14 protein-coding genes are annotated in these 15,286 nt (G+C 62.2%); 10 read left to right on the top strand and 4 right to left on the bottom strand.

Translation table 11 applies throughout. The annotated features are described in order from the left end of the window. The first annotated feature begins 56 nt into the window (after positions 1–56). The 5 genes from miaB to lnt all read left to right on the top strand — a co-directional run bounded on the left by miaB (position 57) and on the right by lnt (position 5,565). Positions 57–1,385, top strand: coding sequence for a tRNA (N6-isopentenyl adenosine(37)-C2)-methylthiotransferase MiaB (gene miaB / locus AC07R1_RS27715; RefSeq protein ID WP_011063650.1), 1,329 nt, complete (start codon positions 57–59; stop codon positions 1,383–1,385). A gap of 113 nt (positions 1,386–1,498) precedes the next feature. Beyond that, positions 1,499–2,518, top strand: a complete 1,020-nt coding sequence (locus AC07R1_RS27710; protein WP_011063651.1) for a PhoH family protein — start codon at positions 1,499–1,501, stop codon at positions 2,516–2,518. Continuing rightward, the gene (ybeY, locus tag AC07R1_RS27705) at positions 2,511–2,969 is read left to right on the top strand and encodes an rRNA maturation RNase YbeY (RefSeq protein WP_011063652.1); all 459 of its coding nucleotides are present in this window, start codon (positions 2,511–2,513) and stop codon (positions 2,967–2,969) included. The genes AC07R1_RS27710 and ybeY overlap by 8 nt, the downstream gene beginning before the upstream one ends. A gap of 42 nt (positions 2,970–3,011) precedes the next feature. Beyond that, positions 3,012–3,851, top strand: coding sequence for a CorC family transporter (locus AC07R1_RS27700; protein WP_011063653.1), 840 nt, complete (start codon positions 3,012–3,014; stop codon positions 3,849–3,851). Positions 3,852–4,041: 190 nt separating this feature from the next. Further along, positions 4,042–5,565, top strand: a complete 1,524-nt coding sequence (gene lnt, locus AC07R1_RS27695; protein WP_053160199.1) for an apolipoprotein N-acyltransferase — start codon at positions 4,042–4,044, stop codon at positions 5,563–5,565. Between the two features lie 44 nt (positions 5,566–5,609). On the opposite strand, the gene AC07R1_RS27690 is transcribed toward lnt, so the two are convergent. Together AC07R1_RS27690 and AC07R1_RS27685 are read right to left on the bottom strand one after the other, a co-directional pair. Continuing rightward, positions 5,610–6,371 carry a YdcF family protein gene (locus tag AC07R1_RS27690; RefSeq protein ID WP_495111141.1) on the bottom strand — a complete coding sequence of 254 codons (762 nt, stop codon included), beginning with the start codon at positions 6,369–6,371 and terminating at the stop codon, positions 5,610–5,612. Between the two features lie 127 nt (positions 6,372–6,498). Then, positions 6,499–6,819: a hypothetical protein gene (locus tag AC07R1_RS27685; RefSeq protein ID WP_011063656.1), complete on the bottom strand. Its 321-nt coding sequence runs from the start codon at positions 6,817–6,819 to the stop codon at positions 6,499–6,501. Positions 6,820–7,079: 260 nt separating this feature from the next. On the opposite strand from AC07R1_RS27685, the gene leuS reads away from it, so the two are divergent. The 5 genes from leuS (at position 7,080) to AC07R1_RS27660 (ending at position 13,118) form a co-directional block, all read left to right on the top strand. Further along, on the top strand, positions 7,080–9,686 hold the full coding sequence (gene leuS / locus AC07R1_RS27680; RefSeq protein ID WP_346624829.1) for a leucine--tRNA ligase: 2,607 nt from the start codon (positions 7,080–7,082) through the stop codon (positions 9,684–9,686). Between the two features lie 89 nt (positions 9,687–9,775). After that, positions 9,776–10,381 carry an LPS-assembly lipoprotein LptE gene (locus tag AC07R1_RS27675; RefSeq protein ID WP_125062966.1) on the top strand — a complete coding sequence of 202 codons (606 nt, stop codon included), beginning with the start codon at positions 9,776–9,778 and terminating at the stop codon, positions 10,379–10,381. Between the two features lie 39 nt (positions 10,382–10,420). Then, positions 10,421–11,458 carry a DNA polymerase III subunit delta gene (gene holA / locus AC07R1_RS27670; RefSeq protein WP_495111140.1) on the top strand — a complete coding sequence of 346 codons (1,038 nt, stop codon included), beginning with the start codon at positions 10,421–10,423 and terminating at the stop codon, positions 11,456–11,458. 112 nt (positions 11,459–11,570) lie between these two features. Then, positions 11,571–11,732, top strand: a complete 162-nt coding sequence (gene arfA / locus AC07R1_RS27665) for an alternative ribosome rescue factor ArfA (protein ID WP_015637164.1) — start codon at positions 11,571–11,573, stop codon at positions 11,730–11,732. Between the two features lie 63 nt (positions 11,733–11,795). After that, a complete protein-coding gene (locus tag AC07R1_RS27660; RefSeq protein WP_342403782.1) occupies positions 11,796–13,118 on the top strand; it encodes a lytic murein transglycosylase in 1,323 nt (440 codons plus the stop codon). A 46-nt stretch (positions 13,119–13,164) separates the two neighbouring features. Here AC07R1_RS27660 and AC07R1_RS27655 read toward each other — a convergent pair whose 3' ends face one another. Both AC07R1_RS27655 and lipA read right to left on the bottom strand, forming a co-directional pair. Continuing rightward, entirely contained in the window at positions 13,165–14,112 is a 948-nt protein-coding gene (locus AC07R1_RS27655; RefSeq protein ID WP_011063662.1) for a S66 peptidase family protein, read from the bottom strand. 151 nt (positions 14,113–14,263) lie between these two features. Further along, the gene (gene lipA, locus AC07R1_RS27650) at positions 14,264–15,286 is read right to left on the bottom strand and encodes a lipoyl synthase (protein WP_011063663.1); all 1,023 of its coding nucleotides are present in this window, start codon (positions 15,284–15,286) and stop codon (positions 14,264–14,266) included.

The raw sequence follows: 15,286 nt of genomic DNA, 5'->3' as shown, positions 1-15,286 counted from the left end.
CTGTGGGCATGGCCCCTATAATGCGCGGTTCTTTGAATCACGTGATGATCCCGTCCATGGCCAAGAAGCTTTACATCGAAACCCACGGTTGCCAGATGAACGAGTACGACAGCTCGCGCATGGTGGACCTGCTGGGCGAACATCAGGCCCTGGAAGTCACCGCACGCGCCGAAGATGCGGACGTCATCCTGCTCAACACCTGCTCCATTCGCGAACGCGCCCAGGACCGGGTGTACTCCCAGCTCGGGCGCTGGCGTGAGCTCAAGCTGGCCAATCCGGACATGGTGATCGCCGTAGGCGGCTGCGTGGCCAGCCAGGAGGGCGCGGCCATCCGCGACCGCGCACCCTATGTGGACGTGGTCTTCGGCCCGCAGACCCTGCACCGCCTGCCGGAAATGATCGACGTCGCGCGCATCACCAAATTGCCGCAGGTCGACGTCTCGTTCCCGGAAATCGAAAAGTTCGACCACCTGCCCGAGCCCCGGATCGATGGCCCCAGCGCCTATGTCTCGGTGATGGAAGGCTGCAGCAAGTACTGCACCTTCTGCGTCGTGCCCTACACCCGCGGCGAAGAAGTCAGCCGGCCCTTCGACGATGTGATCGCCGAGATCATCCACCTGGCGGAAAACGGCGTCCGCGAGGTGACCCTGCTGGGCCAGAACGTCAACGGCTATCGCGGCCAAACCCACGACGGGCGCATGGCCGACCTGGCCGAATTGATTCGTGTGGTTGCCGCGATCGATGGCATCGAGCGAATCCGCTACACCACCTCACATCCGCTGGAGTTCTCCGACAGCCTGATCCAGGCGCATGCCGAAGTACCAGAACTGGTGAAGCATCTGCACCTGCCGGTGCAATCCGGCTCGGACCGGATCCTCGCGGCCATGAAGCGCAATCACACCGCCCTGGAGTACAAGTCCAAGCTGCGCAAGCTCAGGGCGGCTGTTCCGGGAATCTGCATCAGTTCGGACTTTATCGTCGGCTTCCCAGGCGAGACGGAGAAGGATTTCCAGCAGACCATGAAACTGATCGAAGACGTCGGTTTCGACTTCTCCTACTCCTTCGTCTACAGCCAACGGCCGGGAACACCGGCCGCCGACCTGGCCGACGAAACACCGGAGGCGGTGAAAAAGGAACGGCTCAACGCCTTGCAGCACCGCCTCAACCAGCAAGGTTTTGAAATCAGCCGACAAATGGTCGGCTCTACCCAGCGCATCCTGGTGACCGACTACTCGAAGAAAGACCCGGGCGAACTGCAGGGACGGACCGAGAACAACCGCATCGTCAACTTCCGCTGTGACAATCCCACGCTGATCGGCCAGTTCGCTGACGTGTACATCGACTCGGCGCAGCCTCACTCGCTGCGCGGCTCCCTGCTGCAATAACCTGGCAGGGAAAAGCCCCAGCAGCCCTTGCTCCGCATAAGAGCTTTCGCACCCAGGCTGCTGGCGTTATCCTTGAATTCATCTTAATTGCCGTTGGGCGGCTAAAAACGACCTTGAACGCACCCATAGAACCTCATCGTTTCATCCTCGAGCCCTTCGAGGCTCGCCGCTTCGCCAATCTGTGCGGGCAATTCGACGAGCATCTGCGCTTGATCGAACAGCGCCTGACGATCGAGATCCGCAACCGCGGCAATCAGTTCGAACTGATCGGCGAACCCAAGCAAACCACCTCCGCGGAAAACCTTCTGCGCCGTCTCTACCGGGAAACCAAGGGCACCGAGCTGTCGCCGGACCTGGTCCACCTGTTCTTGCAGGAGTCTGCCGTGCAAGAGCTGGACAACCCTTCGGTAGCCGATGCCGCCGTGGCCCTGCGCACCAAGAAAGGCATGATTCGCCCCCGCGGCCTGAATCAGCAGCGCTACGTCAAAGAGATCCTCGGCAACGACATCAACTTCGGCATTGGCCCGGCCGGTACCGGCAAGACCTACCTGGCCGTGGCCTGCGCCGTGGACGCCCTGGAACGCGAGCAGGTGCGACGCATCCTGCTGGTGCGCCCGGCGGTAGAAGCCGGCGAAAAGCTCGGTTTCCTGCCCGGCGACCTGGCCCAGAAGATCGACCCCTACCTGCGCCCGCTGTACGACGCCCTGTATGAAATGCTCGGTTTCGAACACGTGGCCAAGCTCATCGAACGCCAGGTCATCGAGATCGCGCCCCTGGCCTACATGCGCGGCCGCACCTTGAACAACAGCTTCATCATCCTCGATGAGAGCCAGAACACCACCGTGGAACAGATGAAGATGTTCCTGACACGGATCGGTTTCGGCTCCACTGCGGTGATCACCGGCGACATCACCCAGGTCGACCTGCCCAAGGGCACCAAGTCCGGCCTGGCCCATGTGATCAACGTACTCAAGGATGTGCCTGGTATCAGCTTCACTCACTTCATGCCCAAGGACGTGGTGCGCCATCCGCTGGTGCAACGCATCGTCGAAGCCTATGAGCGCTTCGAACTGCACGCTGCCGACGAGGCCGCCAAGGCTGCCGCAGACCGAGGCAACCGCCACGATGCTTGAGCTTGACCTGCAGCGCGCCAGCCAACAGCCGGCCCCCAGCGATGAACAGTTCCGCCAGTGGTGCGAGCTGGCCCTGCGCCAGCGCACCGCCGATTCGGAACTGACCATCCGCCTGGTGGACGAAGCAGAAGGGCGTGAGCTGAACCACACCTGGCGTCATAAAGATTACGCCACCAATGTGCTGTCATTTCCTGCCGATGTACCGGATGAGCTGCTGGATATCCCATTGCTGGGGGACCTGGTGATCTGCATTGCGGTGGTCGAACGCGAAGCGGCTGAACAAGGCAAGGAACTTCAGGCCCACTGGGCCCATCTGGTGATTCACGGCTGCTTGCATCTGTTGGGCTACGACCATATAGATGACGACGAAGCCGAAGAAATGGAAGCGCTGGAACGAACGTTGCTTGCAGAACTGGGTCATCCGGACCCTTATGCAGATGACGAAAGCTGATCAACAACCCCCTGTAACAACCAAGGATTCAGAGCAATCGCTATGAGCGAAGATCGATCGAGCAACGGGCAAAAGTCATGGCTGGGCAAACTGACCCAGGCTTTTGCCCATGAGCCGAAAAACCGCCAGGAGCTGCTGGAGCTGCTGCGCGAAGCCCATCAGAACAAGTTGCTGGACAGCGAAGCGCTGGCCATCGTCGAAGGCGCCATCCAGGTCGCTGACCTGCAAGTCCGGGACATCATGGTTCCGCGCTCGCAAATGATCAGCATCAAGGCGACCCAGACCCCTCGGGAGTTCCTGCCCGCAGTCATCGATTCGGCGCACTCGCGCTACCCGGTGATCGGCGAAAGCCATGACGACGTGATGGGCGTCCTGCTGGCCAAGGACCTGCTGCCGCTGATCCTCAAGGAGAACGGTGACAGCTTCAACATCAAGGACCTGCTGCGCCCGGCGACCTTCGTCCCCGAGTCCAAGCGCCTGAACGTGCTGCTGCGCGAGTTCCGCGCCAACCACAACCACATGGCCATCGTCATCGACGAGTACGGCGGCGTGGCAGGCCTGGTGACCATCGAAGACGTGCTGGAACAGATCGTCGGCGACATCGAGGACGAGCATGACGTCGAGGAAGACAGCTACATCAAGCCACTGCCCAGCGGCGACTTCCTGATCAAGGCGCTGACGCCCATCGAGAACTTCAACGAGTTTTTCGACAGCGACTTTTCCGACGACGAATTCGACACCGTAGGCGGCCTGGTCATGAGTGCGTTCGGCCACTTGCCAAAACGCAACGAAATCACTGAAATCGGCGCCTATCGCTTCCGCGTGCTCAACGCCGACAGCCGGCGGATTCATCTGCTGCGCCTGACCCCCATTTCCCGCTGAGGAAACGGGTCATCTGCCCTCCCCCGCACCGCGATATCGTCTTGAGGCCACTTGCCCGGCCTCAGGCGATACAGTGCGGGGACGCATCGGCCGAGCAGCGCTGCGTGACTCGACGCTCATCTGAAACAACCCAACCATTCTCCTCGTGCCTCGCCCGGTACGACACAGGAAAGAGCTGATGAAACGCCTCTTGCAGCGCTCAACCCGCCCCGGCTGGCCCGGCAACCTGCTGGCCGTGATCGCCGGCGCCATCACCACCCTGGCCCTGGCCCCCTACAACATCTGGCCTCTGGCGCTGCTAGCAGTCGGCCTGTTCTACGCCGGGCTGCGCGAGCTGACACCGCGCCAGGCCCTGGGCCGCGGCTGGTGCTTCGGCTTCGGCCTGTTCGGGGCCGGCACCAGCTGGATCTACGTCAGCATTCACACCTATGGCGGCGCCTCGGCCCTGCTTGCCGGCCTGCTGATGCTGGCCTTCATCGCCGCCATCGCCTGGTTTTTCGCACTGCCTGCCTGGCTCTGGGCCCGCTGGTTGCGACGCAATGAAGCGCCGCTGGCGGACGCCCTGGCATTCGCGGCCCTGTGGCTGGGACAGGAAGCCTTTCGCGGCTGGTTCCTCACCGGTTTTCCCTGGCTGTATTCCGGCTACAGCCAGCTTGACGGCCCACTGGCCGGGCTTGCGCCGCTGGGCGGCATCTGGCTGATCTCCTTCTCCCTGGCCCTCACCGCAGCGCTGCTCTACAACCTGCCGCGACTGATCAAGGCCGGGCGCAAAGCCTTCATCGTTGCGGGCGTGCTCCTGTTGGCAGCCCCCTGGGTCGTGGGCCTGGCCCTGAAAGGCCATGCCTGGACCAGCCCGGCCGGAGAGCCGCTATCGGTCGCCGCCATCCAGGGCAATATCGAACAGAGCATGAAGTGGGACCCGGCCGAGCTCAACGCCCAGCTGGCGCTGTATCGCGACATGAGTTTTCGCAGCAAGCGCGTAGACCTGCTGGTCTGGCCGGAAACCGCAGTACCGGTGCTCAAGGAGTCGGCCGAAGGCTACCTGACGATGATGGGCAACTTTGCCGCCGACCGTCATTCCGCGCTGATTACCGGCGTTCCGGTGCGCCAACTGGTACGCCATGAAAAACGCTACTTCAACGGCATCACCGTGACCGGCGAAGGGGACGGCACCTACCTCAAGCAGAAGCTGGTGCCTTTTGGCGAGTACGTGCCCCTGCAGGAAGTGCTGCGCGGCCTGATCGACTTCTTCAACCTGCCGATGTCGGACTTCGCCCGCGGCCCGGCCGACCAGCCGCTGCTGCAGGCCAAGGGCTATCAGATAGCGCCGTTCATCTGCTACGAAGTGGTCTACCCCGAATTCGCCGCCAGCCTTTCGGCCCGTAGCGACCTGCTACTGACCATCAGCAATGACACCTGGTTCGGCACTTCCATCGGCCCCCTGCAACACTTGCAGATGGCGCAGATGCGCGCCCTGGAAGCCGGGCGCTGGATGATTCGCGCGACCAACAACGGCGTCACCGGGCTGATCGATCCGTTCGGCAGGATCACGGTGCAGATTCCCCAGTTCGAGCGCGGCATTCTGTACGGCGAAGTCGTGCCCATGCACAACCTGACGCCGTATCTGCAATGGCGCTCCTGGCCGCTGGTGGTGCTCTGCACCCTGCTGTTTGGCTGGGCCTTGCTGGCCAGCCGTATTGCCAAGACCGTTTGAGGGCCCTCGCTGGCAATCCGGCTCCCGAGGGAGCCGGATTGCCATCAGCGATAGAACAACCGGTAGCCCAATTGGCCCATTGCCTCATTGAGCAACTGCCCACTCTGCCAGATCGACTTGAACTCAGGCATCCAGCCTCCCAGCGGACGGGCGTTATCCATTCCCAGGAACCCCACGGGTGCAGGCACCACTTCAAACCCGGCGTGCTCGAAACTCCACACCGCGCGGGGCATGTGCCAGGCCTGGGTCACCACCACCACACGCTTGATCCCCAATGGCAGCAGGACTTCGGCGCTGAACTGCGCGTTTTCCCAGGTGGTGCGGCTGCGGCCTTCCTGCCAGCGCACCGTCACGCCAAAGTCATCGAGCAGGGATTGCGCCATCAACGCAGCCTCGGTGGGCGGCGTACCGTAATGCAAGCCGCCGCTGGTCAGCACCGGCAACCCGGAGGCCTTGGCCAGGCGCGCGGCATAGCGTTCGCGCTCCAGGCCCACGCCGGTGGGCTGATCAGAGCCCCACGCCGGATCGCCCCGCTCCCGCCCCGAACCCAGCACCACAATCACATCCGCCTGCTCGGCCAGGCTCGCCCATTGGCTTTGGGGCAAGGGCGGCAGGCGCTCCAGACCGCGCGCGCCCCACTCCACCATGACCGGCAGGCTCATCAACCAGAAACCACCCAGCCCCAAGGCAAAACACCAACCTGCCAGCCGTGGCCGGGAACGGCGCAAGCCCCAGGCAAGCAGCAGCAACAGCAATAGAATGCCGGGCGGCAGCAGCAACTGTTTGATGAAATAGCGAAAAGGCATCGAGCATCTCCAACAAGATGCCCGAAGCCTAAAGGGGATACCTGTCCGGCAACAACCAATGCCTGGTATTTTTGCTCCCGAGGTCCTCGGCCGCGACCTCGCTCGACCCGATAAGGGGCCCTGGGACCTACTTGAACTGCTGAGATCGGACTTTCACCGATGCCTTGACGGGCGCCTGATCCTTCAGCCAAATGATCTTGGCCGAACGAGGCACCTCCTGGTGTTGCAGACTGCCCATTGGATTGATCTGCATTTCACGTTGATGGCGGGCCAGATAGGCCCTGATCAATTCAAACTCCGCCCGGCTCAAACCCCGCAGCTCCAGCTCGATAGGCCGCTCATTGCGCAGTCGATCCGCCGTTTTTGCCGCATCCAGGGCCAGAGCCAGTCGATTGAGGAGCCTTTCATACACCTCCGGTTCTGTTGCTTTTCGCTGCGATTCAAGCATCCGTTCACCTCATCGAAGATAAGACTCACTCCCCTTTTTGAGCTTAGTCGGACAGCCGAAAGCGACGCGCCGCCGCGACCAACGGCCCGCCCGAGCAATCAGGGTTTCCCTCGGCAGAGTGCGGTCATGTATGCTACGGCGCTTCCTGTAACTCCACTTCCAGCTCCATCGGGCACTGAAAAACGCCGCATTTGGCGTCATCGCCACCCGAAGTTGCGTTGAAGAGGATTAGGCCACCCCTATTCAGTACAAAAGTAGCCATGCACGAACACTATCAGCCCCGTGAAATCGAAGCCGCCGCCCAGTCGTTCTGGGACGAGCAAAAGTCCTTTGAAGTCAGTGAACAGCCAGGCAAGGAAACTTACTACTGCCTATCGATGTTCCCTTACCCCAGCGGCAAGCTACACATGGGGCACGTGCGCAACTACACCATCGGCGACGTGATCTCCCGCTACCAGCGCATGCAAGGCAAGAACGTTCTGCAACCCATGGGTTGGGACGCCTTCGGCATGCCGGCGGAAAACGCCGCGATGAAAAACAACGTGGCTCCCGCCAAGTGGACCTACGAAAACATCGCCTACATGAAGACCCAGCTGCGCAGCCTGGGCCTGGCGGTGGACTGGTCCCGCGAGGTCACCACCTGCAAGCCGGACTACTACCGCTGGGAACAGTGGCTGTTCACCCGTCTGTTCGAAAAAGGCGTGATCTACCGCAAGAACGGCACCGTGAACTGGGACCCCATCGACCAGACCGTGCTGGCCAACGAACAGGTGATCGACGGCCGCGGCTGGCGTTCCGGCGCGCTGATCGAAAAGCGCGAAATTCCGATGTACTACTTCAAGATCACCGCCTACGCGGATGAACTGCTGGAGAGCCTCGACGAACTGCCGGGCTGGCCCGAGCAGGTCAAGACCATGCAACGCAACTGGATCGGCAAATCCCGTGGCATGGAAGTGCAATTTCCCTACGACCAGGCCTCCATCGGCGAAGCCGGGACCCTGAAAGTCTTCACCACCCGTCCAGACACCCTGATGGGCGCGACCTACGTTGCCGTGGCAGCCGAGCACCCGCTGGCCACCCTGGCAGCACAGGACAACCCCGAGCTGCAGGCCTTCATCGCCGAATGCAAGGGTGGCAGCGTCGCCGAAGCCGACATGGCGACCCAGGAAAAGAAAGGCCTGCCGACTTCGCTGTTCGTCGAGCACCCGTTGACCGGTGAAAAACTCCCGGTCTGGGTCGCCAACTACGTGCTCATGCACTACGGCGACGGCGCAGTCATGGCGGTACCGGCCCACGATGAGCGCGACTTCGAGTTCGCCACCAAGTACAACCTGCCGATCAAGGCCGTGGTACGCACCAGCGCTGGCGATGAAACTCCGGCGCCCTGGCAGGACGCTTACGGCGAGCATGGCGAGCTGATCAACTCCGGCGAGTTCAACGGCCTGGACTTCCCTGGCGCGTTCGATGCCATCGAAGTGGCGCTGCTGAAGAAGAACCTCGGCCAATCGCGCACCCAGTTCCGCCTGCGGGACTGGGGCATCAGCCGCCAGCGCTACTGGGGCTGCCCGATCCCGATCATCCACTGCGACAGCTGCGGCGATGTACCCGTCCCGCAAGAGCAGTTGCCGGTGGTATTGCCGGAAGACGTGGTTCCCGATGGCGCCGGTTCGCCACTGGCGCGCATGCCCGAGTTCTACGAGTGCAGCTGCCCGAAATGCGGAGCACCTGCCAAGCGTGAAACCGACACCATGGACACCTTCGTCGAGTCCTCGTGGTACTACGCCCGTTACGCCTCGCCGCACTATGAAGGCGGCCTGGTAGATCCGGCCGCGGCCAACCACTGGTTGCCGGTGGATCAGTACATCGGCGGTATCGAACACGCCATCCTGCACCTGCTCTACGCGCGCTTCTTCCACAAGCTGATGCGTGACGAAGGCCTGGTGAGTTCCAACGAGCCGTTCAAGAACCTGCTCACCCAGGGCATGGTGATTGCCGAGACCTACTACCGTCGCGAAGCCAATGGCAGCTACACCTGGTACAACCCGGCGGATGTCGAGCTGGAGCGTGACAGCAAGGCCAAGATCATTGGCGCCAAACTCATCTCCGACGGCCTGCCGGTGGAGATCGGTGGCACCGAGAAGATGGCCAAGTCGAAGAACAATGGCGTCGACCCGCAATCGATGATCGAACAATACGGCGCCGATACCTGCCGCCTGTTCATGATGTTCGCCTCGCCGCCCGACATGAGCCTGGAATGGTCCGACTCTGGCGTTGAAGGTGCGCACCGCTTCCTCAAGCGCGTCTGGCGCCTGGCCCAGGCCCACGTCAGCCAGGGGCTGCCGGGGGCTCTGGATGTAGCGACCCTGAGCGACGAGCAGAAAGCCATTCGCCGTGCAATCCACCTGGCCATCAAGCAGGCCAGCCAGGACGTAGGCCAGCATCACAAATTCAACACCGCCATCGCCCAGGTGATGACTCTGATGAACGTCCTGGAAAAAGCGCCGCAAGGCAGTGAACAGGACCGTGCACTGCTGCAGGAAGGCTTGCAGACCGTAGCCCTGTTGCTCGCCCCGATCACTCCCCACATCAGCCATGAGCTGTGGGGCCAACTGGGTCAAGGCGGCGCGATCATCGATGCCGGCTGGCCAGCATTGGACGAAAGCGCGCTGGTGCAGGACAGCCTGCAACTGGTGATCCAGGTCAACGGCAAACTGCGTGGCCAGATCGAGATGCCAGCCAGCGCCAGCCGTGAAGAAGTCGAAGCGGCCGCTCGCAGCAACGAGAACGTACTGCGCTTCACCGAAGGCCTTACGATTCGCAAGGTCATCGTGGTGCCGGGCAAACTGGTCAACATCGTCGCCAGCTAATTGGATCAGGCGCCCGGTCCGGGATCGGGCGCCGAATAAAACCTCCAGGGCCACAAGGTTGGCCCATCTGGTTTCAAGGGGAGCAATACATGATCAAACGTAATCTGCTGGTGATGGGCCTGGCCGTGCTGCTGAGCGCCTGTGGCTTCCAGCTGCGCGGCACAGGCACCAACGAGCTGACAGTCAAAGAACTCGACCTGAGCGCCCGGGATGCCTACGGCACTACCGTCAAGATGCTCAAGCAGCAACTGGAATCCAGCGGCGTCCAGGTCCATGCCGGTGCACCCTATAAGCTGGTACTGCTGAATGAGGAAAGTTCTCAGCGCACTCTCAGTTATACCGGGGGGGGCGCCTCCGCAGAGTACGAAATCGGCACCACTCTGAGCTACGAGATCCTTACACACGACAACCTGCATCTGCTCAGCGACAAACTGGAAGTGCAGAAAGTCTTCCTGCACGACGGCAACAACATCACCGGCTCCGACCAGGAGTCTGCCGAGACCCGCAAGGAAATGCGTCGCGACCTGATCCAGCGCATGCTGATTCGTCTGCAATTGCTGACCCCGGACCAGCTTGCCCAACTGCAGGCGACCGCCGAAGCCAAGGCCAAGGCAGAAGCCGACGCCCTGGAAGCCGCACGCAAGGCTGAGGCGGAAACACCGCAACAGTCCCCTATGGAACTGCCGAACCAGTAAGCCATGCGGGGCGTTCCGGCGCCCCCCTGGCACCCGCCTATGAAACTCGCCCCTGCCCAACTCGGCAAACACCTGCAAGGCACTCTCGCGCCGATCTACGTGATCAGCGGCGATGATCCCCTGCTTTGCCAGGAAGCCGCCGACGCCATTCGCTCTGCCGTACGCCAGCAGGGGTTCGATGAGCGCCAGGTATTCAGCGCCGACGCCAGTTTCGACTGGGGCACCCTGCTGCAAGCAGGCGCCAGCATGTCGCTGTTCGCCGAAAAACGCCTGCTGGAATTGCGCCTGCCCTCGGGCAAGCCTGGTGACAAGGGCGCAGCAGCGCTGATCGAATACTGTTCGCGGCCTGCCGAAGACACAGTGCTGTTGATCAGCCTGCCCAAACTCGATGGCAGCGCGCAGAAAACCAAATGGGGCAAGGCGCTGGTCGAGGGTACCCAGACTCAGTTCGTACAGATCTGGCCAGTGGATGCCAACCAGCTGCCGCAGTGGATTCGCCAGCGCCTGTCCCAGGCCGGCTTGTCCGCCAGCCAGAATGCCGTCGAATTGATCGCCGCCCGGGTCGAAGGCAACCTGCTGGCTGCCGCCCAGGAAATCGAGAAGCTCAAGCTGATGGCCGAGGGCGGCCAGATCACCGTCGAAACGGTCCAGGCGGCGGTGGCCGACAGTGCCCGCTTCGACGTATTCGGCCTGGTGGACGCCATCCTCAATGGTGAAGCGGCCCATGCCCTGCGCATGCTGGAAGGCTTGCGCGGCGAAGGCGTGGAACCACCGGTGATTCTCTGGGCACTGTCCCGGGAACTGCGCCTGCTGGCCAACCTGGCCCTGCAGTTCAGCCAGGGCGTGCCATTGGACAAGGTCTTCAGCCAGGCTCGCCCGCCCGTCTGGGACAAACGCAAACCCCTGATGAGCAAAGCCCTGCAGCGCTACTCCGCACAACGCTGGGGCCAACTGCTGCTCGATGCCCAGCGCATTGATGCGCAGATCAAGGGACAGGCCAGTGGCTCGCCCTGGAGCAGCCTGAGCCGCTTATCGCTGCTGATGGCCGGCCAGCGCCTGGCGCTTGCGGCCGAGTAAAGCGGCCACTCCGTCACGCTTACAATTTTCTGCATCCATGATGCTGGACAGCGGCCCGACTCTGGCCGATGATCTGCGCCGCAACACCTCCCTCCCAAAGTGAGTATTGAGCATGAGCAAGCCATCCAAGCATGGCCCCAACAAGGCCAAATCCATCGTCGCCCAGCCACTGTTCCGCAGCCGTCAGGAACGCCCGGCCAAGGGCAAAGGCAGCTACCGCCGCGAAGCCTTCCAGTCTAAAAGCTGGGAGGCTTCTTACTTTCTGGCTGCCTGAAGCCCAGAACCCCGCCGGCATGATAAGGTCTGCACCTGATTGTTATTCTCTCTGGACCCGTGCATGCCCTTTTGTCTTTCCCGTCGTTGGCACATGCGCCAACTGATCGCTGCCTCCAGCCTTATTCTGCTAGTCGCCTGCGCGGAAAAACCCACCGCCGCCGACGCCCAGCCACTGCCCAGCCTCCAGGCAGCCCCTCTTGCCGCACCTGCCACTGTCGCGCCCCTGACCGTCGACAACCTGGATATCCAGCCCACCCAGACCTTTGACCAATGGTTGAACGCCTTCCGTGCCGAAGCCTTGGGCGCCGGTATCCGTGCCGAAGTATTTGATCGCGCCTTTGCCGGCGTGACCCCGGACATGAGCGTGATCAAGGCCGACCGCAGCCAGCCCGAGTTCAGCCGCCCAGTATGGGAATACCTGGAGGGGGCGCTGTCCCCGGTCCGAGTACGCAAGGGCCAGGCACTGCTGGTGCAGTACAGCGACATCCTGCAACGGATCGAACAGCGCTACGGCGTCGACCGCCAGGCATTGGTGGCGGTGTGGGGCATGGAAAGCAATTTCGGCGACTTCCAGGGCAACAAATCGGTCATTCGCTCCCTGGCCACCCTGGCCTATGAAGGTCGGCGCCCGGCCTTTGCCAACAGCCAATTGATCGCTGCGCTGCAGATCATCCAGCATGGTGATATACAGCCCGAGAAAATGCTCGGCTCCTGGGCCGGAGCCATGGGCCAGACCCAGTTCATTCCCACCACCTACAACACCCACGCCGTGGACTTCGACGGCGATGGCCGCCGGGATATCTGGAACAGCCCGGCCGATGCACTGGCCTCCACCGCGCACTATCTGCAGAGTTCCGGCTGGCAGCAGGGACAGCCCTGGGGTCTTGAAGTACAGCTCAACGGTGGTTTCGACTACGCCCTGGCCGACGCCTCCACCCGCAAGACTGTAGGCGAATGGATGCGCCTGGGCATGACTCCTGCCAATGGCAAGGCCCTGCCTTACGGCTCGGAACACCTGTCGGCCTCACTGCTCTTGCCAGCGGGTTACCGCGGCCCGGCGTTCCTGATCCTGGACAACTTCCGGGCAGTGCTCAAATACAACAACTCCTCGTCCTATGCCCTGGCGGTGAACCTGCTCTCCGAACGCTTCGGCGGAGCCGGCCAGATCAGCGGCAGCTGGCCCAAGGACGACCTGCCCCTGAGCCGCTCCGAGCGCATCGAGCTACAGACACTGCTCAGTGCCAACAGCTATGACGCCGGCAATCCCGACGGCATCATCGGCGCCAACACCCGCAAGGCCATTCGCAATGCCCAACAGGCACTGGGCTGGCCCGCGGATGGCTATCCGACCCACAAGCTGCTGGAAAGCCTGCGCAATCGTTAGGGCCCGCTCCGGCGCAGGGGAAACACTCCCCTCGCCGGCCCTGCGATTACTTGAAGACCACATCCTGCGCCAGAGTCAGTTCCCTGGCTCCCGCATCCAGCCTGACCAACGCGCCCATGGGCAAGGTCAGGTTGGGGTCGCAGTGACCACTGCGCCATCCCGCCAGCACCGGAATCCGCAGCGGTTCGAAGGTCTGCTTGAGCAAAGCGCACAACGCCGCAAAATCCACACCGGCCACATCCCCCACCAATACCCCACGCAGATTTTCCAGCTTGCCGGCCAGGCGCAGGTGATTGAGCAGGCGATCTATGCGGTACAGCGGCTCATTGACATCCTCGATAAACAGGATGATGCCGTCGGTATTGATCTCATACGGGGTACCCAGGGTACTGGCGATCAGCGACAGGTTCCCGCCCAGCAGGGAGCCCAGCGCAATGCCCGGCTCGATGGTGGTCAAGGGGAAGGCCACGGGATGGGGCAGCAGGCTGCCAGCCCGGGCCTGGCCTCGAAGCAGATTGAAAAAGGAGGCCTCGGTGGGCGCCTGCTTGTCGCCCAGCAGGTCGGCGTTGAGCATCGGCCCGTGAAAGCTCACAAAGCCGGCATAACGGTTGATCGCCAGGTGCAGGGCGGTGATATCGCTGTAGCCGACAAAGGGCTTGGGATTGCGCCGCAACAGATCGAAATCGATCTTGTCCAGCAGGCGGGGGCTGCCGTAGCCGCCACGCAGGCACAGAATGGCGTCTATGTCCGTGTCGGCGAAAGCCTCATGCAGGTCCTTGAGGCGCGCTTCGTCGCTACCGGCCAGGTACCCCTCCTGCAACCCGACACCCGGGAAGATCCGTAGGCTGTATCCCCTGGAGCGCATCCATTGGTGGGCTTTTTCAGTATCCAGCGCTGCGGGACCGGCAGGTGCAATAAGGCCGATAACGCCTTCTGCGGCCAGCGCCGGCACCGGCAGGTGGGCGTTCAGCGCAGCAGTCGGTTGGATAGGCATGCAGATTCTCCCTGTGTGAATTCACTCAAGCACAGTAGCCATGAATGGTGTCAAACAGAAGAGGCGGGATTTAAAAAGCGGCGGGCGTTGCGAAAGTGCTCGAAAGAGCCGGGGAACTGCCCGCAAGACGTGCGCCTTGCGGGCAGGCAGATCAGGAAACCAGGCCTGCCTTGGCCAGTTTCGCTTGTTCGTCGGCATGGTACGAAGAACGTACCAGCGGGCCGGAAGCAACGTTCTTGAACCCCATCCGATAACCTTCCTCGGCGAACCAGGCGAAGGTGTCAGGGTGCACGAAGCGCTGGACCGGCAGGTGGTTGCGCGACGGTTGCAGGTACTGGCCAAGGGTCAGCATGTCGATGTCGTGCTCGCGCATGCGCTTCATGACCTCGATGACTTCGTCATCGGTTTCACCCAGGCCCAGCATCAGCCCGGACTTGGTCGGCACATGCGGCACCAGTTGCTTGAATTTCTGCAGCAGGGTCAGCGACCACTGGTAGTCCGAGCCAGGACGGGCGGCCTTGTACAGGCGCGGCACGGTTTCCAGGTTGTGGTTGAACACGTCCGGCGGCGTGGCGGCGGTGATTTCCAGGGCAACATCCATGCGGCCACGGTAGTCGGGAACCAGGGTTTCCAACTGCACGTTCGGCGACAACTTGCGGATTTCACGGATGCAGTCGGCAAAGTGCTGGGCACCGCCGTCACGCAGGTCATCGCGGTCCACCGAGGTGATCACCACGTATTTCAGGCGCAGATCGGCGATGGCCACCGCCAGGTTCATCGGTTCGTCGACATCCAGAGGCTTCGGACGGCCATGACCAACGTCACAGAAGGGGCAGCGACGGGTGCAGATGTCGCCCATGATCATGAAGGTCGCGGTGCCACCGGAGAAGCACTCGCCCAGGTTCGGGCAGGACGCCTCTTCGCAGACGCTGTGCAGCTTGTGCTTGCGCAGCAGCTGCTTGATCCGATCGACTTCCGGGGAGACGGGGATGCGTACGCGAATCCAGTCCGGTTTCTTCGGCAGTTCGGTAGTCGGAATGATCTTCACCGGAATGCGCGCGACCTTTTCCGCACCGCGCAATTTGACGCCGGTTTCAACTTTCGGACGGGCCGCTCGCTCGGAGATATCCAGCGTCGGGATCAGGGTTTGAACAGCGTCTTGCGCAGTAGTCAT

It is taken from the genome of Pseudomonas sp. GW821-FHT07F01, assembly GCF_059418825.1.
This window is presented reverse-complemented; position numbering and strand designations above follow the sequence as displayed.